20 protein-coding genes are annotated in these 21,896 nt (G+C 46.0%); 8 read left to right on the top strand and 12 right to left on the bottom strand.

Annotated elements, in window-relative coordinates; genetic code table 11:
• Nucleotides 1-33 precede the first annotated feature (33 nt).
• Complete coding sequence (locus DMN77_RS19605) at nucleotides 34-477, bottom strand: MarR family winged helix-turn-helix transcriptional regulator (protein WP_179016080.1); 444 nt, start codon at nucleotides 475-477, stop codon at nucleotides 34-36.
• 242 nt (nucleotides 478-719) lie between these two features.
• Here DMN77_RS19605 and DMN77_RS19600 point away from each other — a divergent pair, with 242 nt between their 5' ends.
• The 3 genes from DMN77_RS19600 (at nucleotide 720) to DMN77_RS19590 (ending at nucleotide 3,948) form a co-directional block, all read left to right on the top strand.
• The gene (locus DMN77_RS19600) at nucleotides 720-2,069 is read left to right on the top strand and encodes an ABC transporter substrate-binding protein (protein ID WP_068781156.1); all 1,350 of its coding nucleotides are present in this window, start codon (nucleotides 720-722) and stop codon (nucleotides 2,067-2,069) included.
• 127 nt (nucleotides 2,070-2,196) lie between these two features.
• Complete coding sequence (locus tag DMN77_RS19595) at nucleotides 2,197-3,054, top strand: carbohydrate ABC transporter permease (protein WP_068781155.1); 858 nt, start codon at nucleotides 2,197-2,199, stop codon at nucleotides 3,052-3,054.
• 21 nt (nucleotides 3,055-3,075) lie between these two features.
• Nucleotides 3,076-3,948, top strand: a complete 873-nt coding sequence (locus DMN77_RS19590; RefSeq protein WP_068781154.1) for a carbohydrate ABC transporter permease — start codon at nucleotides 3,076-3,078, stop codon at nucleotides 3,946-3,948.
• 183 nt (nucleotides 3,949-4,131) lie between these two features.
• Here DMN77_RS19590 and DMN77_RS19585 read toward each other — a convergent pair whose 3' ends face one another.
• Nucleotides 4,132-5,313, bottom strand: coding sequence for an aminotransferase-like domain-containing protein (locus tag DMN77_RS19585; protein ID WP_179016079.1), 1,182 nt, complete (start codon nucleotides 5,311-5,313; stop codon nucleotides 4,132-4,134).
• Nucleotides 5,314-5,368: 55 nt separating this feature from the next.
• A complete protein-coding gene (locus DMN77_RS19580) occupies nucleotides 5,369-5,914 on the bottom strand; it encodes a GNAT family N-acetyltransferase (RefSeq protein ID WP_256872497.1) in 546 nt (181 codons plus the stop codon).
• Nucleotides 5,915-6,158: 244 nt separating this feature from the next.
• Between DMN77_RS19580 and fabV the strand changes: the two genes are divergently transcribed.
• On the top strand, nucleotides 6,159-7,343 hold the full coding sequence (fabV, locus tag DMN77_RS19575; RefSeq protein WP_179016078.1) for an enoyl-ACP reductase FabV: 1,185 nt from the start codon (nucleotides 6,159-6,161) through the stop codon (nucleotides 7,341-7,343).
• A 54-nt stretch (nucleotides 7,344-7,397) separates the two neighbouring features.
• Here fabV and DMN77_RS19570 read toward each other — a convergent pair whose 3' ends face one another.
• The 3 genes from DMN77_RS19570 to DMN77_RS19560 all read right to left on the bottom strand — a co-directional run bounded on the left by DMN77_RS19570 (nucleotide 7,398) and on the right by DMN77_RS19560 (nucleotide 10,831).
• On the bottom strand, nucleotides 7,398-8,564 hold the full coding sequence (locus tag DMN77_RS19570) for an AI-2E family transporter (RefSeq protein WP_069188369.1): 1,167 nt from the start codon (nucleotides 8,562-8,564) through the stop codon (nucleotides 7,398-7,400).
• A 186-nt stretch (nucleotides 8,565-8,750) separates the two neighbouring features.
• Nucleotides 8,751-10,367 carry an MDR family MFS transporter gene (locus DMN77_RS19565; RefSeq protein ID WP_068781151.1) on the bottom strand — a complete coding sequence of 539 codons (1,617 nt, stop codon included), beginning with the start codon at nucleotides 10,365-10,367 and terminating at the stop codon, nucleotides 8,751-8,753.
• 32 nt (nucleotides 10,368-10,399) lie between these two features.
• Nucleotides 10,400-10,831, bottom strand: coding sequence for a MarR family winged helix-turn-helix transcriptional regulator (locus tag DMN77_RS19560; protein ID WP_148466606.1), 432 nt, complete (start codon nucleotides 10,829-10,831; stop codon nucleotides 10,400-10,402).
• Between the two features lie 355 nt (nucleotides 10,832-11,186).
• On the opposite strand from DMN77_RS19560, the gene DMN77_RS19555 reads away from it, so the two are divergent.
• Both DMN77_RS19555 and DMN77_RS19550 read left to right on the top strand, forming a co-directional pair.
• Complete coding sequence (locus DMN77_RS19555; protein ID WP_068781149.1) at nucleotides 11,187-12,077, top strand: multicopper oxidase family protein; 891 nt, start codon at nucleotides 11,187-11,189, stop codon at nucleotides 12,075-12,077.
• Between the two features lie 139 nt (nucleotides 12,078-12,216).
• On the top strand, nucleotides 12,217-13,158 hold the full coding sequence (locus DMN77_RS19550; RefSeq protein WP_068781148.1) for a tyrosine-type recombinase/integrase: 942 nt from the start codon (nucleotides 12,217-12,219) through the stop codon (nucleotides 13,156-13,158).
• Between the two features lie 15 nt (nucleotides 13,159-13,173).
• On the opposite strand, the gene DMN77_RS19545 is transcribed toward DMN77_RS19550, so the two are convergent.
• Nucleotides 13,174-13,728 (bottom strand): helix-turn-helix domain-containing protein, encoded by a 555-nt coding sequence (locus tag DMN77_RS19545; protein WP_068781147.1) that lies wholly within the window; start codon nucleotides 13,726-13,728, stop codon nucleotides 13,174-13,176.
• Between the two features lie 121 nt (nucleotides 13,729-13,849).
• Between DMN77_RS19545 and DMN77_RS19540 the strand changes: the two genes are divergently transcribed.
• Complete coding sequence (locus DMN77_RS19540) at nucleotides 13,850-14,329, top strand: YbaK/EbsC family protein (RefSeq protein ID WP_068781146.1); 480 nt, start codon at nucleotides 13,850-13,852, stop codon at nucleotides 14,327-14,329.
• Nucleotides 14,330-14,564: 235 nt separating this feature from the next.
• On the opposite strand, the gene DMN77_RS19535 is transcribed toward DMN77_RS19540, so the two are convergent.
• Nucleotides 14,565-15,572, bottom strand: a complete 1,008-nt coding sequence (locus DMN77_RS19535; protein ID WP_179016077.1) for a phosphotransferase family protein — start codon at nucleotides 15,570-15,572, stop codon at nucleotides 14,565-14,567.
• A gap of 253 nt (nucleotides 15,573-15,825) precedes the next feature.
• On the opposite strand from DMN77_RS19535, the gene DMN77_RS19530 reads away from it, so the two are divergent.
• Complete coding sequence (locus tag DMN77_RS19530; RefSeq protein WP_179016076.1) at nucleotides 15,826-16,860, top strand: hypothetical protein; 1,035 nt, start codon at nucleotides 15,826-15,828, stop codon at nucleotides 16,858-16,860.
• Nucleotides 16,861-16,908: 48 nt separating this feature from the next.
• On the opposite strand, the gene DMN77_RS19525 is transcribed toward DMN77_RS19530, so the two are convergent.
• From DMN77_RS19525 to DMN77_RS19510, 4 genes are all read right to left on the bottom strand, one after another.
• On the bottom strand, nucleotides 16,909-18,351 hold the full coding sequence (locus DMN77_RS19525) for a sensor histidine kinase (RefSeq protein WP_179016075.1): 1,443 nt from the start codon (nucleotides 18,349-18,351) through the stop codon (nucleotides 16,909-16,911).
• 4 nt (nucleotides 18,352-18,355) lie between these two features.
• Nucleotides 18,356-19,063, bottom strand: a complete 708-nt coding sequence (locus tag DMN77_RS19520; RefSeq protein ID WP_179016074.1) for a response regulator transcription factor — start codon at nucleotides 19,061-19,063, stop codon at nucleotides 18,356-18,358.
• A 132-nt stretch (nucleotides 19,064-19,195) separates the two neighbouring features.
• Complete coding sequence (locus DMN77_RS19515; protein WP_179016073.1) at nucleotides 19,196-21,397, bottom strand: M1 family metallopeptidase; 2,202 nt, start codon at nucleotides 21,395-21,397, stop codon at nucleotides 19,196-19,198.
• Between the two features lie 126 nt (nucleotides 21,398-21,523).
• Nucleotides 21,524-21,895: a YxeA family protein gene (locus tag DMN77_RS19510; protein ID WP_068781141.1), complete on the bottom strand. Its 372-nt coding sequence runs from the start codon at nucleotides 21,893-21,895 to the stop codon at nucleotides 21,524-21,526.
• Between the last annotated feature and the right edge of the window lies 1 nt (nucleotide 21,896).

The following is a 21,896-nucleotide window of genomic DNA, read 5'->3' as shown; positions in this document are numbered from 1 at the left end:
TGAATTGATTAGTCAAGTGATAGAGTAAAAATACTACTCTGTTGGTAATTCCTTTTTTTTGCTATTTTTATGAACCATCGTCATAAGTGTATAAAGTGTTTTTTGTTCGTCTTCCGTTAAAACCTCTTCAAAGAAAGACGACTGAAATTTAAGCTGCTCCGGCATAGCCTGATCCAGGATTCCTTCCCCCTTCTCTGTCAGGCTGATGGTCTTCGTCTTCCAGTCACATTTGCGTTGGATGTAACCTTCATTCTCAAGCCGAACCAGCATGCGCGATATGCCACCTTGAGTCACCGTCACTCGTTCAGCCAGCTCCATTTGCGTAAGCGGCTGATAAGTCCGGATCTGCATCAGCACATCGAATTGGGCCGTCGTCAAGTTAAAACGTTTCAGAAATTCATTCGACATTTGGTTGCTTTGGTTTGTAAATTTCACTAAACGCAGCCAAATTAACGTACCTAAAGTATTCTCCTGCATCTAACGTCCCTCCTCAGCACCGTTTATATTATCACTTTACTACTCAATTGATAATAATGCAAATGCGAAATCCAAGCTCATTTGAGAATTATTCCTTATTTATAAGCAAATTTATCATTTCGTTAGAAAAAATTACCCCTATATTATAGAAATATCCCCCTGTCTTGAAATTAGAACATCAGTTAATATTTTCCTTAGCAGCTAAAGAAACCGCATACATTATACTTTTAGGGGGAATTGTGTTGAAAAAGTATTCATTTATGCTTCTGAGCCTGCTCTTGCTCCTCTCTATGTTCTTAGCAGCGTGCGGAAGCAGCAAGAACGGAAGCAACACATCTGCGGATGGAAATGCGAACAAGAACAATACAACGGATACAAAACAGGAGGAAACGAAGAAAGAGGCCGATCCTGTTAAGCTGCGTGTATTCTCCACGTTTGGAGGAACTGACGCCGCTCGTGAAGCTTTCCAACAAGCGATTGACGAATTTACAGCCGCCAACCCTAATGTGACTGTTGAAAATGACACCATGTCGGCTAATGACGACGGTTTCCGTACGAAGGTAAATACAGATATGACTAGCGGCAACGAGCCGGATCTCCTCTTCTACTTCATTGGAGCTGATGCTGAAGGTTTTGTTGATGCAGGCAAGGTCGTTCCGCTCAATGAGATCCTGGACGCTGATGCCGAATGGAAGAACGGATTTGCGCCAAGTGCACTTGGTTTTGCGAAGCAGGCTGACGGAAATATCTATGCTGTCCCGTTGACCGGGTTCTACGAAGGTCTCTTCGTGAATAAGAAGATCTTTGCAGATAATGGCCTGGAATTGCCAACGGATTGGGATAAACTGACCACTGCGGCGAAGACGCTATCGGCTAAAGGAATTATCCCGTTGTCAGTACCATTTGACCAATCTCACTACATGATTGAATATACAATTCTGTCGGCTGCCGGCCCTGAAAGTCAAAATAAAGGCTTGAAGGATGATGTAGATCCAAACTGGGAAAAGGCATACGCTGCGATGAAAGAGCTGTATGACCTGGGCGCCTTCCCTAAAGATGCGGCAACGATTGATCTGAGCATGTCCGGCAACTACTTCAGCGAAGGACTTGCTGCGATGACCATTGAAGGTTCATGGGCGATTGGCGGTTGGAGTGAGGAAACCAGAAATAACGCTACCGTTATTCCATTCCCGCAAGTTCCTGGCGGCGCTGGAAGCGGCAACAATGTGGTCGGCGGATTTGGTTCCGGCTTCTATATCTCCAAGGCAGCTTATGATAATGCCGCGAAGAAAGACACTGTAGTTGCATTGATGAAACATCTGACATCTCCGGCTAGCATTCAGAAGATTGCCAGTGCTAACGGAGGAACACCGGCTGCTGAAGTAGAGCTTACTGGACTTCCTCAAGTAGCCCTCGACGGATTTGCAATGGCTGCCAAAGCAGATTCGATCAATTCGCCGGTAGACAGTAAGGTTGCTCCTGAAACTTTCTCAGACCTTCGTGCTAGCGTGCAGCAGGTTGTAACAGGCAAGAAGACCCCTGCTCAAGCGATCGAAAGTGCTAAGAAAGTGGAAGATGCAAATAAAAAGTAAACTTTACCTCCCCTCCACCCAAACTAAATAAACGGATGTGCGCCGCCCAATCGCTTTATCCCCGGGCGGCGCAGCCGTTTTCAAATTGGTAGATTCAACAAAATACACAACAACAAAGGTGATGATTATGAAGGGCGATCGTAAATATATCTTCATGTTTCTCCTTCCGTCAGCAGTGCTTATGGGGCTATTTCTGTATTATCCGTTCTTTAAGAGCTTTTATCTCAGCTTCTTTCGTACCAAGGGCTTCTTCGACAAAAAATTTGTCGGCTGGGACAACTTTGAGCGTTTATTTACGGATAACCTGCTTGGCGCAGCTACCCTGCACACGCTGGAGCTGATGCTGTATGTGCTTCTGTTCCAGGTCGGAATTGCACTTATATTGGCGGTTCTTGTGGAAGGGATAAGCAGATTAAAAGCTTTCTATCGCACGGTTTTCTTCTTCCCGGTCGTCATTTCCGGAACAGCGATCTCGCTGCTGTTCGTGCTTTTCTACAACTACAATTTCGGCTTACTCAACAATCTGCTGGCGAATTTCGGAATCGACAAGGTACTCTGGCTGGATGAAGGAAATGCACTAAAAGCGGTAGCGATTCCTACCGTATGGCATTATGTAGGCTTCTATTTCATACTGTTCTTAACCGCGATGTCGAAGATTCCATCGGATTATTATGAAGCAGCCCGTCTGGAAGGCATTGGCGCCTTCAAACGAACGACTAAGCTGACAATTCCACTTATTATGAGCGACATTAAAGTCGTTATTACTTTGGCTATTACAGGGACGCTTAAGGTGTTCGAGTTTGTATGGGTCATTACGAGCGGGCAGAACGGCTCTGAAGTACTGGGGACGTACATGTACAAGAAGGCTATGGTCGACCAGAACTTTGGCTATGGTTCAGCCGTAGCGATTTATATGGTGATTTTCGGTGTATTGCTGGCCTTGTTAGCCAATCGTTTGTTAAAAAGAGACGAGATTACATACTAAGCCATATAGGGGTGTACAGTTATGGAACCAACAATTTCAGTGAAACCTAATGTCCAGCGTGGAGAATTCAGGCGGTTCAAGCTGAGTACCGTCTTGATATATGTCGTCTTGACTGCATGGGCAATGACGACGATTTACCCATTATTCTGGATCGTGAACAACTCGTTTAAAGTGTCCAGAGATGTCATGAACAACTCGTTCAGCGTGGCTTGGCAGCCTACTTTTGTGAACTATACAACCGCCCTCGACCGGATTAATATTGGCAAGAGCTATATTAATAGTCTGATCATGTCCGGGTCCACGGTCATCCTGGTGCTTATCTTTGGCGGATTAGCTGCTTACGTGCTGTCCAGATTCCATTTTACCGGGAAAAAAGCGATCTATTCCCTGCTCTATGCAACGCTCTTGATTCCGGCATTTGCCACCGTCGTACCTGTGTACGAGCTGTTGATTAAGACCAGTATTGTTAATACGTACTGGGGGCTGATTCTCCCCCATACGGCAGGCAACCTGACCTTTGCCATTCTCGTAATGGCCGGCTACATGGCTACGATTCCTAAGGAGCTGGAGGAAGCCGCATTTATGGATGGATCGAACCGCTGGCAAATGTTCTACAAAGTGTTCGTACCAATCTCTCAACCTGTCTTTGCTTCGGCCAGCATATTCGTATTTCTGTGGTCCTATAACGATCTGTTCTCGGCATTGATCTTCGTCAATAAAGAGAACGTCCGTCCGATCGTCGCCCTGTTGAATGAAATCAGCTCGCAATATGGCACGGACTTCGGCTTGATGGCTACAGCGGTCACATTGACGGTTATTCCGGTTCTCATCGTCTATCTCTTTATCTCCAAATATATTCAAAAGGGTCTGACTGAAGGTGCTATTAAAGGATAACAGCTCCCTAGGTAGTATCAGCAGCTCTTATATGATGAAAAAAGAAAGGTCGAGTTAGGCTTAAATGCCATTTAACTCGACCTTTTTCTTTATTTTGATGTAGAAATACATGGAGCTTGTATTTGTGGCTTGCGACTTGAGGTTTACATAATATTTATTACGTAAACTTAGACTTAGAATTGTCTATAATTTGCTTCGCAACACATCGGCCAGGCGTCTAATGCCTTCGGCAATATTCTCGTTTGACATATTGGAGAAATTCAAGCGCAGCGTATGATGTCCCCCACCGTTCGGGAAAAAGGAAGCGCCGGAGACAAAGGCGACATGATTGCGCAAGCAGTCCTGAAGCAGCTCTGCGGAATCGATGGACTTGGGCAGCTCCAGCCATATAAACAGGCCTCCCTGTGGCGTGCTGTAAGACACACTAGGCGGGAGATACGCCTTAATACAGGAGACCATCGCACTGTATCTTTCTTTATAAACCGCTCTGATCTTCTCAATATGCGTCTCCAGATCGTACATCTCTATATATTTAGCCGCCACTCTCTGTGCGAAGCTGTCGGTGTGCAGATCAGCGGATTCCTTTAACGATACGTATCTGGCCATAAACGTTTCGTCGGCACAAATCCAGCCGAGTCGCAATCCCGGAGAGAATATTTTAGAGAAGGTACTTAGATAAATAACCCTGCCTTCTGTATCAAAATGCTTTAGCGGCGGCAGAGGCTCTCCTGCAAACCTTATCGCTCCGTAAGGATTATCCTCAAGGATGACAACGTCATACTGATTGGCCAGCTGCACCATTCTCTCTCTTCTCTCCAGCTTCAGCGTGCGGCCGGTTGGATTCTGGAAGTCCGGAATCGTGTAGATGAACTTCACCTCGGGATGGGCCTGCAGTTTCTTCTCCAGCTCTTCCATGATCATCCCGTCTTCATCCATATCGACTTCAACGAATCTTGGGTTGTATACCTTGAAGGCGTTAATCGCCGCCAGATAAGTAGGGCTCTCGCAAATAATGATATCCCCTTCATCGATGAAGAGCTTGCCGGTCAAATCAATCGCCTGCTGTGAACCTGAGGTGATCATCACATTCTCATAACCGGACTCAACGCCGATGTCCCTCATTCTCTCGCAGATCGCTTGTCTTAGCGGGATATATCCTTCTGTCGTACTATATTGAAGCGAGGCTGGGCCTTGCTCTTTTAATACGGCTTCACATACTACCTTCATTTCCTCAACCGGAAACAGCTCCGGAGCAGGAAATCCGCCAGCGAAGGATATCACTTCGGGTCTCTCTGACATTTGCAGCAATTGATGCGTACCCGAAGGCTTAAATTCACGAATTCTTTTGGAAAATTTATTATTCATTCTGCTACCCCTTTGTGTTAAACATGCTAGTCTTAAAATAAATGACTTGTATAGATCACTGATGCAAGTTGTTCTCATATATGCAAAATCCGGACTTCTCCCCCAAGCAGGTGTATCCGTTCTTACTATAAAAGCTGTTAAGCGCGGCATTGTCCGCAATACAGTCCAGGCGAATGGTATCTTTGTCGTCGAAGTGAATACCGTCCTTGCACCATTTTAAGATCGAGCCGCCTAACCCGATGCTGGCATACTTCCGGCTGATCGCGAGCCGATGCAGGTACAGCGCACCATCTCCATCGTAAGCTTTCGACTCCCAGAGGCGGCGATCCCACTCGCTTGGCTGCCGCAGGAGAATGACCATTCCCGCGATCCCGTCTTCTGATGTGCAGACGAATACATCGCCGTTCAGGATTGCTCCGGCCGTATTATGGGAATCCTCCCCCGTCAGCAAACCGCTCCATTGGGATGAGCCTCTGCTACGCAGCCATTCGGCTGTCTGGATCAGGAGTGCGGCAACTGCTTCTGTGTCTGCGGGCTTCGCTTGTACCTTTCTAAGCCCTTCGCCGATATAGTCTTCTGTAATTCTGAATGATCCGTTCAATATAGCTTCCTCTCCCAAACCGTCATCATATTTTTCTAATCGTTCCTCGTCATTGCTCTTTATTACTCTTCATAGCTGCGCTAATCAAATAATTATAACTTAAAAGGAGTTCGCCAGTCGAGTCTGGTATCCTCTGAGCTAAATATAATCTTTGTATTCATCTTGTGAATTTTGCTATAATTCTCTAGAGATCGTTGATGATTGGTATTCAATATTAATTACATAGTAAAGGGGAAATCTCTTCATGATCATTAAGCCGAAGACTCGTGGTTTTATTTGTACTACGGCCCATCCGGAAGGATGCGCAAAACAAATTGAACAACAGATCGCATATGTGAAAGCACAGAAGAAAATTCAAGGACCTGCCAATGTCCTCGTCGTAGGAGCTTCAACCGGGTACGGACTGGCCTCCCGGATTGCCGCAGCGTTTGGCGCCGGTGCGAATACGATCGGCGTATTCTTCGATAGAGCCGCTGAAGGGGCGCGTACAGCAACCGCGGGCTGGTATAATTCAGCAGCCTTCGAGCAGGCGGCACAAAGCCAAGGCTTGAAATCCTTCAGCATCGTTGGCGACGCCTTCTCGAATGAGATCAAGGCGAAAACCATTGATCTGATCAAGTCCGAGTTCGGACAAGTGGATCTGGTCGTATACAGTGTAGCATCGCCGCGTCGTACTCATCCGGAAACTGGTGAAACTTTTACGTCCGTAATCAAACCGATTGGAGAACCCTATTCCAACAAGACGATGAATTTCCACACCGGTGAAGTATCGATGACAAGCATCGAACCAGCTACAGAAGATGAAGTTAGACAGACGATCGCCGTTATGGGCGGTGAAGACTGGAAGATGTGGATCAACCAGCTTCTGGAGGCTGGCGCGCTCGCTGATGGAGCAACTACGGTAGCTTACTCCTATATTGGTCCGGAGATTACCCACCCGATTTATCGTGAAGGATCAATCGGCAAGGCCAAGAACGATCTGGAGCAATCTGCGCATCAATTGCAGGCTCTTCTCTCGGATAAGGGTGGACGGGCCTTCGTATCGGTGAACAAAGCTTTGGTTACCCAATCCAGCTCGGCGATTCCGGTAGTGCCTTTGTACATCTCTGCTTTGTACAGAGTCATGAAGGAGAATGGATTGCATGAAAATTGCATCCAACAGATGTATCGTCTGTTCTCGGAGCATCTATATAACGAAAATGCCAAGGATGCGAATAGCTTGATCCGCATTGACGATTGGGAAATGCGCGAAGATATCCAGGCTGAAGTCATGAAGCGCTGGGCGCAGGTTGAGACGGATAATGTGGATGAATTGACGGACCTGACCGGCTATCGCCAGGACTTCTTCCAATTGTTCGGCTTCGAAACTGAAGGTGTCGATTATGAAGCGGACACAGATGCAAGTGTAGATATTCCTAATTTGGTCTAAACATAAAGAAATCCCGTTCTCTCTACTTTCGTTGGAGACAACGGGATTTTTGTATTATTCGGCTTCAGTTGTTTCTACGGAAGGTTCTTCCGTCTGATCGGGTTCATCAGCAGCGTCGCCGGGCTGTTCAGCCTCAGGATCGTCCTCCGCCTCCCACTGACTCTTGAAGAAGAGATTGTAGATCTTAACAATAATAATCTTGAAGAACATATATACTGGAATGATGATCAACATCCCGATAATTCCGAACAAATCGCCGCCGGCCAGAACGAGAATAATCGTCGTAATCGGGTGGATATCCAGCTTCTTGCCGAAGATCAAAGGTGAGATCAGATTATCCTGAATTTGTTGAGCCACGAGAATAATGATCAACGACCAGATCGCCATCGACGGTGATTCGATCCAACCGATAATCACGATCGGAATAGAGGACAGAATCGCCCCGAAGAAAGGAATGAAATTAAGAATGACTGCGATCACAGTAAGCAGCAGAGCATATGGCAATCCAAGGAAGAGGAAGCCAATATACATCAATATGCCCAGGGCCACATTGACCAGCACCCGGCTAATGATATACCCGCTAAGCGCGCTGTCGATTTCTGCGGTTACCTCTTTGACATCCTTGTAATAATGTCTCGGGAAGAAGCGGGCTATTCCGCCGCTGAATTTGTTCCCTTCCTTCAACATGTAGAACAACAGAAGCGGCGTCGTGAACAAAATAATGGCAAAATTGGAGAAGAACGAGAATAGTCCGGATACATAGTTGCTTAATAAGGAGAAGCCCTTGTTTAGGTATTCAGACATATTGGATAACAGGCTGAAATCTTCAGGAATGAAGTTCGAAAGGATCCCTGTCTGCTCCAGCTCCGTAAGTTGATGGCTGAATTTGTTCAAATAATCCGGGGCACTAAGCAGCAGATTTGTGATCTGAGTACTGAGCGCCGGCCAGACACCGAGAATGAAGCCGGTAATGAGAATAGCCAAGACCAGATAAATCAGCAGTATGGATATGATCCGTTTGATCTTATGCCGCTCCATATAGTCCACCAGTGGACGCAGCATATAATAGAGGAATCCCGATAACAATAATGGAATCAGAATCACTTTGGTTAATGATCTGATCGGTGTAAAGAGAAACTCTACTTTGGAGCATAAAAAAACAATCAAAAGCACTAGTGCTGCAGCCAGGCACACTTTAATGAACTTATTAAGTCTACTCACTCGACTCCCCCATTATTTATTAATATTTCTATAGTATTTCCTCATTATATCCTTAATCTATCATTCTGTTCAAATTTAATTGAAATCTATTTGTCCTGCGAGATGGGATTCCCGAATTCATAGAAATACATAACAAAAAACCCCTTCTATATCCTACAGAAGGGGTTTTACAGTTTGCAGTTCGTATTAAGCTTGAACCGCGGCTTCTTCTCCCTGCGGAGCTTGTGCATTCACTTTATGGCTTTGATTCGAAGTGCGCAGCGGCAGTTCCTTCAGGAAGAAGGCCAGCAGCAGTGCCGCACAGAGAACAAGGGCACCCGTGAAAAATACAGTGGATAATGTGCTGCTCAGCGCATCGCGGATCGTATCGATCATTTGCGTGAACAACGGCTGTACTTCTTTAGGAAGCTCCGCCATGGTTTTCTCGATCAGCGGCTTATTCATCAAGGTCGTCGGATTCGCAAATCCTTGCAGCTGTTGAGCCAGCTGTGGATCGACCTGACTGAAGTCCGGTGCTGACGAAGAGGTGAAGGCATTCTTCAAGTTTTTGGTCAAACTGTTCGACATAACGGTTCCCATTACAGCAATCCCGATCGTACCGCCAAGATTCCGGAACAATTGGGTCGAAGCAGTTACGACGCCCAGTTCCTTGTGAGATACGGCGTTTTGTGTTGCCAATGAGAATACCGGCATACCCAGACCAAGACCGATACCAAAAACAATCGTCGTAGCGATCGTAAATGCGATGTGATGCATAAAGATCATTCCGGTCATCCCGATAACCATTATCGGAATCCCGATCAAGGCGAAGCGCTTGTATTTACCGGTCTTAGCAATGAGCTGTCCAGTCACAGCACTGGTGATCACCATAGACAGCGACATCGGGATCGTAACATACCCTGCATAAGTCGGTGAAATTCCAAGTACGCCTTGCACGAAGAACGAAATATAGATCATCGCGCCCATCAGACCGAAGTTCATGATGAAACCGATGAGGTTAGATACGGTAACGACACTGTTCTTAAATAAATGCAACGGAAGGACAGGCTCTTTTACCTTTGCTTCTATAAAAATGAATATAGCTGCTGCTACAACCGTTACGGCCAGTAATCCGAGAATTTGAACCGAACCCCATGCATATTCTGTACCTGCCCAAGAGAATGCTAACAGCAGTGGCACAATCGCTATCGTCAGGAACAATGAACCCATGTAATCGATATGCTGGCCAGGCTTGCGATCCACCTTCGGAAATAGAACCATAATCATAATAAATGCTACGACACCAAGTGGAAGGAAGATCCAGAACAACCAGTGCCAATCGATATGGTCAACCAGGTAACCACCCAGCGTTGGGCCAAGTACACTGGAGAAACCGAATACCGCTGTCATCAGGCCCATCCATTTACCGCGCTCTCTCGGGGCGAATAAGTCACCAACCGCCGTAAAGGCTGTTGATTGAATAATACCTGCGCCAACCCCTTGAATACCACGATAAGTGATAAATTGGAATACATCGTGGGACGTACCGGTCAGAAAAGCCCCTATCATGAATAATAATATCCCGATAAGAATGAACGGCTTGCGTCCGTACATGTCGGACAGTTTCCCGACGAGAATCGTGGCGATGGTCGAAGTTAACAAATAAATGTTGATTGTCCAGGTATAGTAATCCATCCCGTCCAATATAGCAATGATTCTAGGCATTGCTGTACTTGTGATTGTCTGGTTAATGGCTGCAAAGAACATGGCGGCCATTACGGCAATCATGATCGTAATTTTACGTTTAAGCGATAAATGCTCCATATGACTTTCTTTTCCACCTCGGTTTGTTTAAGTTAGTTATCTATATTAACCAGCATCTGGGCGAAGATCCGCCTTAAATGCTGAATATCCTCTTTGGATAATTGATCGAACAATCTCTCGATCATGGCTCGATAGGTCTCTTTGACCGCATCGATAGCATTAACACCTTCTTCCGTAATAGAGACATAGACTACCCTTCTGTCATCCGTAGCCCTCTCCCTCTCTGCGTAATTCTGACTGCACAATTTATCGGTCAAGCCAGTAATGGCTGCAGAGGTCAGATTCAGAGTATCGGCCAATTCAGATACCTTAAGAGATCCACGGCTGTTCAAGCTGTACAGAATTTGAAATTGAGGAAACGTGAGATTCATTTTGCAGGCTCCGCGATTCCAATCCTGGGATGCTTTTTTCATGAGTAGTCTGAACATGTTGGATACTTCCAAAATTTCTTGATCTATGGCCAACCAAGTCCCTCCTTATCCAATAGAATCATTTCATTATTGGAAAGTTAATTGCTAAATTAATAAACAATTAATAATTAAACTGTATAACTAATTTGCATAGACCAATATACATTTTTTCATGAAAAAGTTCAAGTGTAAATTTTATTTTTATACAGAAATCATAAAAAAACAAAGTCAGAACAGCTAGCTGCGTAAACATTGCTTCTATATATAATATGAAGAAAATAAATATTAGTAAGGCAGCCAATAAAGCTTTCCTTACCTTCTCCATAGCCGAACATTTAAGAAGCAAAATGGCGCAGATTTATATTACATATATGTATTAGTAGAGATTTTAAGTTTGGGAGGTTAAAAAATGGTCATTACGCCCAATGTACCGAATCTACCCTATCAGCTGCTAGATGGCATTAAGCACTTTGAGCTGATTGCCGAACCGGTACAGCAAGAAATATTACCGGGGGTATTTCTCCAGGCATGGGGGTATAACGGAACTACACCTGGGCCAACGATTCTGGTCTGTCCGGGTGATTGGGTGAACATACGGGTGTACAACCGCCTTCCCGTTGCCACGAGTGTGCATTGGCATGGGCTGGATATTCCCAATGTCATGGATGGAGTCCCCGAAGTGGAGCCTTCGCCTCGCATCGAGCCTGGTTGTTATTTTGATTACCGCTTCCGGATCGTCAACCCGCCAGGAACTCATATGTACCATGCTCATTATCAGACGGTTCGTCAGGAAATGATGGGATTAAGCGGCGGATTGATCATTTTGGAGCCCACCCAATCACCCGCAGGACCAGATTATTTCATGATGCTGCATGAATTTCATGCTAATGGGCTGGATAAAGGAATCGTACGGCCAGGAAGCTATTCACTGGACCCCATTAGCGATATGTTTAACTTCTTTACAATCAATGGACGCTGTTATCCCTATACTTCGCCGCTTCCGGTAGCCTCTGGAGATCAGGTCAAGCTGCGACTTGCTAATGTGGGCATGAACGCCCATCCGATGCATCTGCATGGTCATCAGTTTATCATCAGCGCTTCCGATGGCAATACAATAGCACCCTGTAATCGACTCACCAAGAACACGATTCCGGTCGCCTCGGGCGAAACCTTCGATATCGAATTTACCGCCAACAATCCGGGAATCTGGCCCTTCCACTGTCATATCCCCCATCATGTAGCCAACAACTTTACCGACCCGACTGGCGGCATGTTCACTACTGTAATCTATCAAAGATAAAAAGATAGCTTAGGGAGAAAACAGAGTCGATCTCAGCTTTCCATGCCCATTTCAAGCGGATTTCTGCTATAATATAAATTGCATTAAATGTAGATTTAATGCAATTTCTCTTTTAAACGATGAAATGGATGCGATTCTGATGAACAACACAGCGATTGCCGAGCAATATGAACGCGAATTACAGCTATTTTCGATTTATATGAAAGACCGCGAATATTCCAAGGAGACGCAAAAGGCTTATCTCTTCGATGTGATGCATTTTCTTCATAACCTGGAGGGAAAAAAGGTTGCCGAGGTATCGGATTTTGATGTGATGAATCACCTGACCCTCGTCCGGGAGGCTGGAGCGGGAGCAAGATATCGAAACCGATGCCAATCGGCGATCCGACTCTTCTATAAAGTACTGGTTAAATTCCAAATGACAAACTACAATCCGGCTTTGAATATTGAAAGAGCAAAAGTAGATAAAAATCGGAAGCCTACCTATTTAGAGAAGCCGTTCCTCGATGCTTGTCTTCAGCTGATTGACAGCAAGTATGTTGTCCGAGATATCACGATCGTAGCGCTGATGGCCTACGCAGGCTTGCGGGTCAGCGAAATCGTCCGGCTTGATATCCATGATTTTAATAAAGAACGAGCCGAGCTTGGTGTACTCGGTAAAGGGGAGAAATGGCGTTACATTCCCCTCCCTGCCGAAATGAACGAGCTGCTGCAGCATTACTTGAGCGAACGGATCGAACCAAAAAATAAAAAAGATCAATATGCCATGTTCATATCCCAATTTGGACGGCGGATTAGTAAGCGTATGGTGCAAACGGTGGCGGAGAAGACCTTCACAGCACTTCAAGACGAATTTCCGGAGCTTCAAGGGATGAAGCTGTCCGCGCATAAGCTGAGGCACTCTTTTGCTACGGATTTACTACGCAGTGGAGCTGATCTGCGTACCGTGCAGGAGTTGCTTGGACATGAGGATATTTCAACCACGCAAATCTATACCCATGTCTTGGATGAAACGAAGAAAAAAGCGATGAACAATATTCAGCCGGATCTTGGCAGATTGAAGCTGAGACAAGAGCACTAAGGCCGCCCGCCCTTCTTATTTAAAATAAAAGATAATGTGCTGGAAGCGAACCCTCACGTCGGTGACGTTCCTGTAGCAATGGGGCTTATCGGCCAAATATCTTATGGCGTCTCCGGTAGACAGCCTATAGGTCGAATCCCCAATGCACACTTCCATCTCCCCTTCGGTAACAATGATGTACTCCTCTGTCCCTTCGTTGTGTGGCTCTGAAATATGGTTCCAGCCCGCCTCCAGATCGATGGTGAACACCTCAAACCTGCGATTCTGGTCATAGGGAAATAGCGGATACACTTGCATTTTTCCGTCATTTTCCATGATCGGTTTAATATCCTTCAGAGCGATATGCTCAATCTCCTGCTCCTCTTCCTCCATAAAATAAGAAAAAGACACATTTAACCCCGTTGCGATCTTCCATAACGTCGATACCGTCGGGTTGGACGCCCCCTTCTCGATTTGCGCCAGCATCCCCTTGCTTACGCCGGTAAGCTCAGCCGCTCTGTCCAGGCTCATATTTTTTTGCTTTCTGATATGCTGCAGGTTGTTGCCAATAATTTGGTTGAAATCCTTCATACCATCCTCCCGAATTTTGTTCAATATATTGAATTTATATATAATATATTATACAATCTATTTCATAAGATTTCCATCTACTATAATGTCGCAATAATGATTCCAGGGAGGAGCGAATAAGATGTCAGCCCCATTGAAAAAAAGCGCGGAAAAGGTACAAAACATTCTACGAGACTTCGGGCACGAGCTACAGGTTATTGAGCTGCAGGACTCCACCCGCACCTCGGATGAGGCTGCCCGTACCATCGGTTGCAGAGTCAGCCAAATCGCCAAGTCTTTAATATTTAAAGGTAAACAATCGCAGCAGCCGATCCTAGTGATTGCTAGCGGGACCAATCGGGTTAATGAAAAGACGATTAGAGCTTATCTTGGGGAGAAGCTGGAGAAGGCAGATGCAGACTTCGTGCTTGAGCATACCGGCTACGCCATCGGTGGGATTCCCCCTGTTGGGCATCATTCCCCGATCAAGACCTTTATAGATGAAGATCTACTGCAATACGAAGAAATTTGGGCAGCAGCTGGAACGCCTAACGCCGTATTCAGGCTCACACCGCAAATTTTAACAGAAATTGTGGATGGAACCGTCATCTCTATAACATAGAAAAAGACTGTAAATAAAGGTGCTTTCGCATAGGGCCGAAAGCTCCTTTATTTTGGGCTCCATAAGTTGTCATAAAACCAAAAACGCTGTAAAAACAGCATGATTAATGTCATTAATTAATAGAAAACATCTGAATATAAGTTATATTAATGTTATTAATCATTTATCACATGAATACAATATAAACCCCATTATACTCGCATTTCCCGTTTTTTTCATGCGCCCATTCTACCTATTAACCTTTCACTTCGGGTAGTTCAATAAACGGCGAGACCCAGGCTGAGAAGGATAGCTCTCTGTCCCAGGTTACCTCGTTAATGGCGTAAGCACAGCCCCAATCCAAGACCCGCTGATGCAGCATATGTACCCGAAATCGTTCGGCAAACCCGGATTTGGATGGGGTCTGAAGATAATATTTCCGAATAAACCGGGTTGCCACCTCTCTTTCCCCACGGTCCAGATACATATTCATGATCCGGCTTACATCGGCCAAGCCATCACCGAAATAGCCAGTAGTAAAGTCGAATATCCCGCTTAAGCTCCATGCATCACCTTGACGCTGGAAGAGCAAATTATCCAATTTATAATCCCCCATGACAAAAGTCGGGGCAGAAAGCTCATTAAATGCCTGCTCGGAAGCTCTAAGTACATCCTCCATCCACGCCAGATCCTGAGCAGTAACCATGGAGTAATTCCCGGCATCACTAAGCCAATACCTGATCCGCTTATAAAGCCAGGAGGTGTATCCTTCCGGAAATTCAGCGATGCTCCCCTCCAACGGCTTGTATTCTCCGAAACTGTCAGCCTTCCAGCACTGCATTTGGGCGAGTGTATCGGCCAGTAAAGAGGCAACTTGATCCCGTTCGGTCTCACTGAGTCCGGCATAAGTTGCAGGATCGCTTAAATGCACGCCGGATAGCCTGGACATGATGGCGTATGACCAGCCAAGGATGTCCTCTGCTTCATCCACGATATAGACCAGCGGAACCGGTAAGGATGTCATGCTGCGCAAATGCTCAATATAATATTTCTCCTCGATGAATTGGCCCGGATAAAGCGGATTTCCCTTCAGCACATACTCGCCTGTGGAGGATTGCAGGAATAGGGTCTGTTGACCAACTCCCTTCGAGGTAGGCGCAAATGAGATCAGTTCACCCAGATTAAAGCGATGCAGCACTCGTTGCAACAGCCCGTCAGTGATCTCTCCCAGCTTCGGAGAGGAGAAGAATATTTCCGTAGTCATCTGGTTCAACTCCCTTGATAGATTATACGCCCCTGGCTCCCACTATCAAAAGACAACTAAAGTCTAAGTCCGGGCTATTATGTCCGAATTGGGATGAGCAGGGCTTGGTTCTTGAAATAAGCATATCCAAGCTGTATATTTTAGACAATATAAATCTCAAATAGTCCGATCTTCTGTCTGCAGAACTTCTACTTATGGGACTAATTCAACAGGCCGAAGAGCAAAACAAAAAGGAAGCCTTGGGGAGGATGCCATGAAGGTTAAGGATGCACGTGCTGCCGCCGTCCACTGGGTGACCAGCCGCGCCAGCCAGGAAGCAGGGTATATGGGGGCGTACTTCAGCGGCTCAACGATAGAACTGCCGGAGGAGGAGGAGCTGCCTGCCGCTTCTGATATCGATGTCATGGTCGTACTGGACCGGAAAGACCTGCCCCTTAAACCGGGAAAACGAATCCATTACGGCGCACTGATCGAGATCACCTATATCTCCTGGCCTCAGCTTTCATCAGCCAAGAACGTTCTGACATCCTATCATCTGGCCAGCGGATTACGGACGGACACGATCCTGGATGACCCTACGGGAGATCTGCGTGCTGTACAACGCGAGGTATCGCGCCATTTTGCAGAACGGGCATGGGTACGCCGTCGCTGCGAAAATGTGCTGCAGTCGATCGAGATGGGGCTGGGCTCCATAAATCCTTCCGCACCGTGGCATGATCTGGTTACATCATGGCTTTTCCCGACGGGAATAACCACTCACCTCCTCCTTGTCGCCGCGCTGCGCAATCCAACGGTTCGAAAACGCTATCTCGCTACGAAGCAAGTTCTTCAGGCATACAGACGAGCGGATGACTATCAGCACCTGCTGAAGCTGCTCGGATGCGAGAATCTCAGTCCCCAGCGTGTCGAAATGCATTTAAATGAACTGGCCGGTACCTTCGATGCAGCGTCCGCCGTTGCAAGCACACCGTTCTTCTTCAGCTCCGACATTACGGCAGCAGCAAGGCCGATCGTCATTGACGGAAGCCGGGAGCTGATACGATCAGGCTATCACCGCGAAGCCGTCTTCTGGATGATGGCGACCTTCGCCAGATGCCACAAAATTCTTGCTGCGGATGCCCCGGAGCTTCATGCCCTGTACACGCCGTCCTTTCATGATATGGCAGCCGATCTTGGCATCCGCTCATGGGAGGACATTCAACAGCGAGCCAAAGCAGTCAGCGATTTTCTTCCCTACCTTCGCGAAGTCGCAGAGGACATTTTGCTCGCTAATCCGGAGATTGAATGATACGACCGTATGCAAAATCCCCCTCCGCTCTGGAGGGGGATTACATTTTCAGCTATTTCGTTCCTCTTTGAAAAATATAGGCAGTCGAATTTCAATTCGTGTACCCTGATGGAGCTCGCTTGTAACGCTAACGTCTCCCCCATGTGCCTTGACAATATCATGGGTGATGGCCATGCCAAGCCCCGAACCCTTATGCAGCTCCCCTGTGTTCGTTCCGCGATAATATCGGTCAAAGATCCGCTCCAGTTCATCCTCCCGGATGCCTTTGCCATTGTCTTGGACACAAATCCAGACATCGAGACCGCTTTTCTTAACCCCGACCTGGATCGCCACCTGTTCATCATTATGGACAATCGCATTGTAAATCAGATTGCTAACCGCTCTGCGGATCAGAATTCCATCAACATCGATATTGATCACCTCGTTGCTGCAATGAAAATCAATGTTTCGGTTGGCATATCGGGCATCATTCAGCGTATCGATCACAATGTTCCGGACCAGGCCAACAATATTGACATTTTTTTTGTTAAGCATCATTTTTTTATTTTTCAGACGGGTCGATAAATTCAAATCCTCGATTACATCCCGCAAATACAAGGACTTGCTTTCAATAATCTCCGCGTATTCTCTCATTTCTTCGATCGAAAATTGATAATCCTTGTCCTTCATCATTTCTGCATAACCTTGAATGGAAGCAAGAGGGGTCTTAATATCATGCGAAATATTTCCGATCCACTCTTCCTTCATCTGATCCAGCTTCTTTCTTTCCTGCTCGCCTGCTTGCAGATTCTGGGACAATACATTGATGTTATGAAATACTTCTTTGTATACACCTTTTGACTCATAATACACATGATAGTTCTTGTGAGCCAGCTGTTTGATCCCGTTAATCAAGGCATGAAGCGGCCGAGTCAGCCTTTTGCTGAAAATATAGGCAATGCAAAGCGCAACAAATCCGTCAACCGCAATGACGACTAAGATGCCAAGCCTAATGGTCCGTCCGATTACTCTATAATCGTAAGTTACCACATACCGTTGTAAATTACGGTCTTTGGTGCCGATCAGATAGCTGTAACGGTAATCAGCCCCCGCCTTTTCGCCAATAAAAACGGTGGATAAAGTCTCCTCTTCCACATATTTATAGGTTTGAATGATATCCATAGGCGTATATTTTGTTTTTGCTTTTTCAGGAACATCGTAGCCATAGAGAACCTTGCCGTCCTCGTCCAGCACTTGAAGCCAAGCTTGCTTATTCTGCAATTCAGCCTTTCCTTGGTCGGTCATGGAAATTCCGGAGGGGGATACCCTGATCTGGCCTGCAAAGGAACGAACAAAGGATACCGCCGAATTATCTTCACTATGCAACAGAGGAGCATTCAATTTCAATTGCTGAATATTTAACCAGATCAGCACGAAGATATTCATGATGATGACGATAACAACGATCAAAACAACGGATAACAAATATCGCCCGGTCAGCTTCCATTTCATTCAGCTATTCATCCTCTATTGCCAATTTATAACCGAGTCCCTTCACTGTAACCAAATACCGAGGGTTGGAAGGGTCCTCTTCAATCTTCTCGCGCAGCCGCCTAATATGTACCATAACGGTGTTGTCGAATCCGAAAAATTCTTCACCCCATACCCGCTCAACCAGACTTTCCTTACTGATGATCTGATTAGGGTGCTTAAGTAAATGAGTCAGCAAACCAAGCTCCTTGGGCTTCAGCTCGATCACTTCCCCGTTTTTTCTGACCTCGATTTTTTCTTCATTAAACTCGAAAGGCCCCGCCTTAATGATAGGCGGCTGCGATTCCTGCACCGGAGCAACTTCCGGCCTTCTGAACCGCGCTTTGATGCGGTAAGCGACTTCCTTCGGACTAAAGGGTTTGGTGATGTAATCATCGCCGCCAATGGCAAATCCTAAAATTTTGTCAATCTCCTCGGTTTTCGCGGATAAGAAGAAAATCGGGACATTGGAAACATGGCGGATTTTTTTGCAGACATCATAGCCTTCCCCGTCCGGAAGCATGATATCCAGAATTACAAGATCGGGCTGTGTATCCTGAAATTGCCTCCAACCGTCCCCAGCGGTCGAAGCCGTATAGACCTGATCGATCCCCTCCTTGACCAGAACCGTCTTCAGCAGCCGCAAAATATCAGCCTCATCATCTACGATTAATACCTTTTGATCCCGTGACATAGCAATTCCAACCTCCTTTCAAAGAATCGGAGATACGGGTTAAGCTGCTGAAACCTAAGCTGCCTAACCCGTATTTATCTCCCACCCTGCGATTTACTATAACAAGCGAAGGCAAGCTATGGGAACTATTTTTTATTCCTGATTAAAAAATTTGGACATTGGATTTTCCGTCTTTTTATCCGTCGTGACCTTTCCAGTCCCGTTCATCTCGTAATATTGATAATAATCGGAAGTGAAATTTAGTGCAGTCAACGCTTGCTCCGCATATGGCTCAACCATTCCATCCTTTAGTGTATCCCCATTCCAATAGAAATGAAGCATTAAACGGTTCTGATTGTATGGATGTTTAATAATATAAGCGCCTGCCCCTTCTTTTTGATTCATCATCTTTTTCCAGTCCCAACCGATATTTTTGGATTTTTGAATAATGCCCGGCTTTTGAGCCTGGATGAATCCATTTGTTTTGGCGTTGCCGATGACGATAATATTACTTGCCGCCAGCTCCTTGCTCATTTTCTGCTTCAACATCTGGCGTTCTGTAATTACAGTGGGTTTGATCCCTGTAAATGATAACATGGCCTGCAACTGACTCACCAGCGCTTCCTGCTGCTGCTTCGCCTTAGCCCCCACCTTATCGCTTGCCACGATGGTTAGCGGTTCGCCTGTATACACCTTGTCCATGATTCTGCTCATCGTCTCGTAAGGAAGCCCGGGGATCTGATTCAACGAAGCATGATACATCTCTTTGAACTGCTCGCCCATATATTCCATTTTTTCAGTCTCGGACAATTGGTATTCCGGTTTCAATACAAAATTTCCTTCATGCAGCGCTTTGTCCATCTCATCGCGCGCTTGTTTGCCAAGTGTATCCTCTATCGTCTCCAGTAGACCGGCAATCGTTGCATTTTTATATTCATAACGCTTGAAATATTCTCTCATAAATGCATCGAATTTCTCTTCGCCAACCAATCGGTATAGCTGGTAGATAGCCTGCCGTCCTTTGCCATAGTATACCGGATTCGCATTATCTCCAACTTCCTGGTTGGTGGAAGCGATCGGTTCGTCGAAGGAAGAATCATCATATTGAAGCATCTTGAAGCCATTCATCGTATCGCCCTGCTTCTCCGCAAAATAGACCTTGGAGAAATCAGCGAAACCCTCATCCAGGAACGATTCTGTCTCCGAATTGTTGCCGATCAGGGCATGGAACCATTGATGGGCAATTTCATGTACAAACACATCATCATGGGCAGCGTCAACATTGCTTCCTTTCAAGCCCAGTTGGATGACCCGGGAGAATTCTACCGCAACACCTTCTACATAAGACTCGGCAATTCGAAATTCAGGATAGGGATACTTCCCGTATTTTTCATTAAAGAACTGAATGACTTTGAAGGCTTGGTCGATGTATTGATCGATGACTTTTTTCTTGTCCGGCACATTGTCAAAATAATAGTATTCAACCGTCAGGCCGTCGCGGGTTACACGCTCCACCTTATAATTAGGGCTTGCAAAAAAGACGAATTCACGCGTATTGTTGGCAACCGTCGATACAACCTTGCGTCCGGCTTCCTTATCCTGCTGAGTAGTAATCGTTCCCGGCATCAATACCTGATAGGTATCCGGTACGTTCAGTTGAACTTCAAAATCCGAGGACGTGTAATAGTCAGTCTCAAACGTTGTGCTGTAAGGGATATTGTTCCATTGATGCTTAGCTTCTTCATAAACCGCCAGCACCGGGAACCCGTGCGCACCATTCACGATATCCTTATAATACGACAAACGTTCAGAGCCATATGGAATCTGGACATCGAACTCAAGCTGCAGGGTTATCGATCCGCCGGGCTTAAGTCCCTGCTCAAGTGCAACGGTCAAAGCCTGATTTTTATTCTCATAGGTCAGGGCCTTACCGTTTGCCGTCACCTGATTGATATCGATTCCGCCCAGAAAAATATCCGGCGTAAGTTGAGGGTTTTCTTTTTGGAGTTCTTCATTTTTTCGTTTGAACATCCCTGCCTGGGTCTCTTTCGAACGATTGGCGTCAGCAAACGTATGAAATACCAGTTCATGGAGCGTATCCTGGGTAGTGTTGCGGAACGTCACGGTCTCGCTGCCCCGGATATGCATGTTTTTCTCATCCAATCGGGCATTGATCCGGTATTGAAGTGGCGTTTGCACCTCAGAGACGTTCACCGCTTGTCCTGCCTTGGATACCGATACCGGCGCTGCCAGCGCGTGAATACCGCTAACAGCCGGGCTCACTGCCAAGGCCGCTGCCACAGAGCAGGCGATTGCTTTTCGGGTAATGGATTTAAAAGCTGTATGTTTGTTCATATTATTCTCTCCTTATTATATATAAGGCATCAGTTTTAAGGATCGTCTCTTCCGATCGCTTCAGAAAGGCTGCATCCTCTTCCCCTCGCTTTATTACAATTTCTACAGGTTTCATTCCTGTACCCCTTAGTTCCCGCTGCCTTCCAGCTGCTGTCTCGCTTTCTCCGGCAGCTCGCTAGCCTGCACTTCCTGGTAGGAGCTTACTTTATCGCCCTTCAGGTATACCCGCAGATAAGCTTGCTTGCGCAGATCTTTATCTGCTGTAAACGTGAAGGATTTTTCTTTTCCGTCTTTATTAAAGCCTTGCATCGTGTATTCATACTGAGTGAATAATTTACCGTTATCGGACTTTCCCTCGATTTTTTTGCCGCTGTCCTGGATTTGCACGAAGTAACTATCCGCTCCAAACCGGTTGATGTTGACATTTTGGATGAAAACAATAAGTCCGATCAAAATTACTACAATAATACTCGTTCCAATAATAAGTCGCTTTTTCATC

Source organism: Paenibacillus sp. 79R4 (assembly GCF_013393165.1).
In the GTDB taxonomy this organism is placed as follows: Bacteria; Bacillota; Bacilli; order Paenibacillales; family Paenibacillaceae; genus Fontibacillus.
This window is presented reverse-complemented; position numbering and strand designations above follow the sequence as displayed.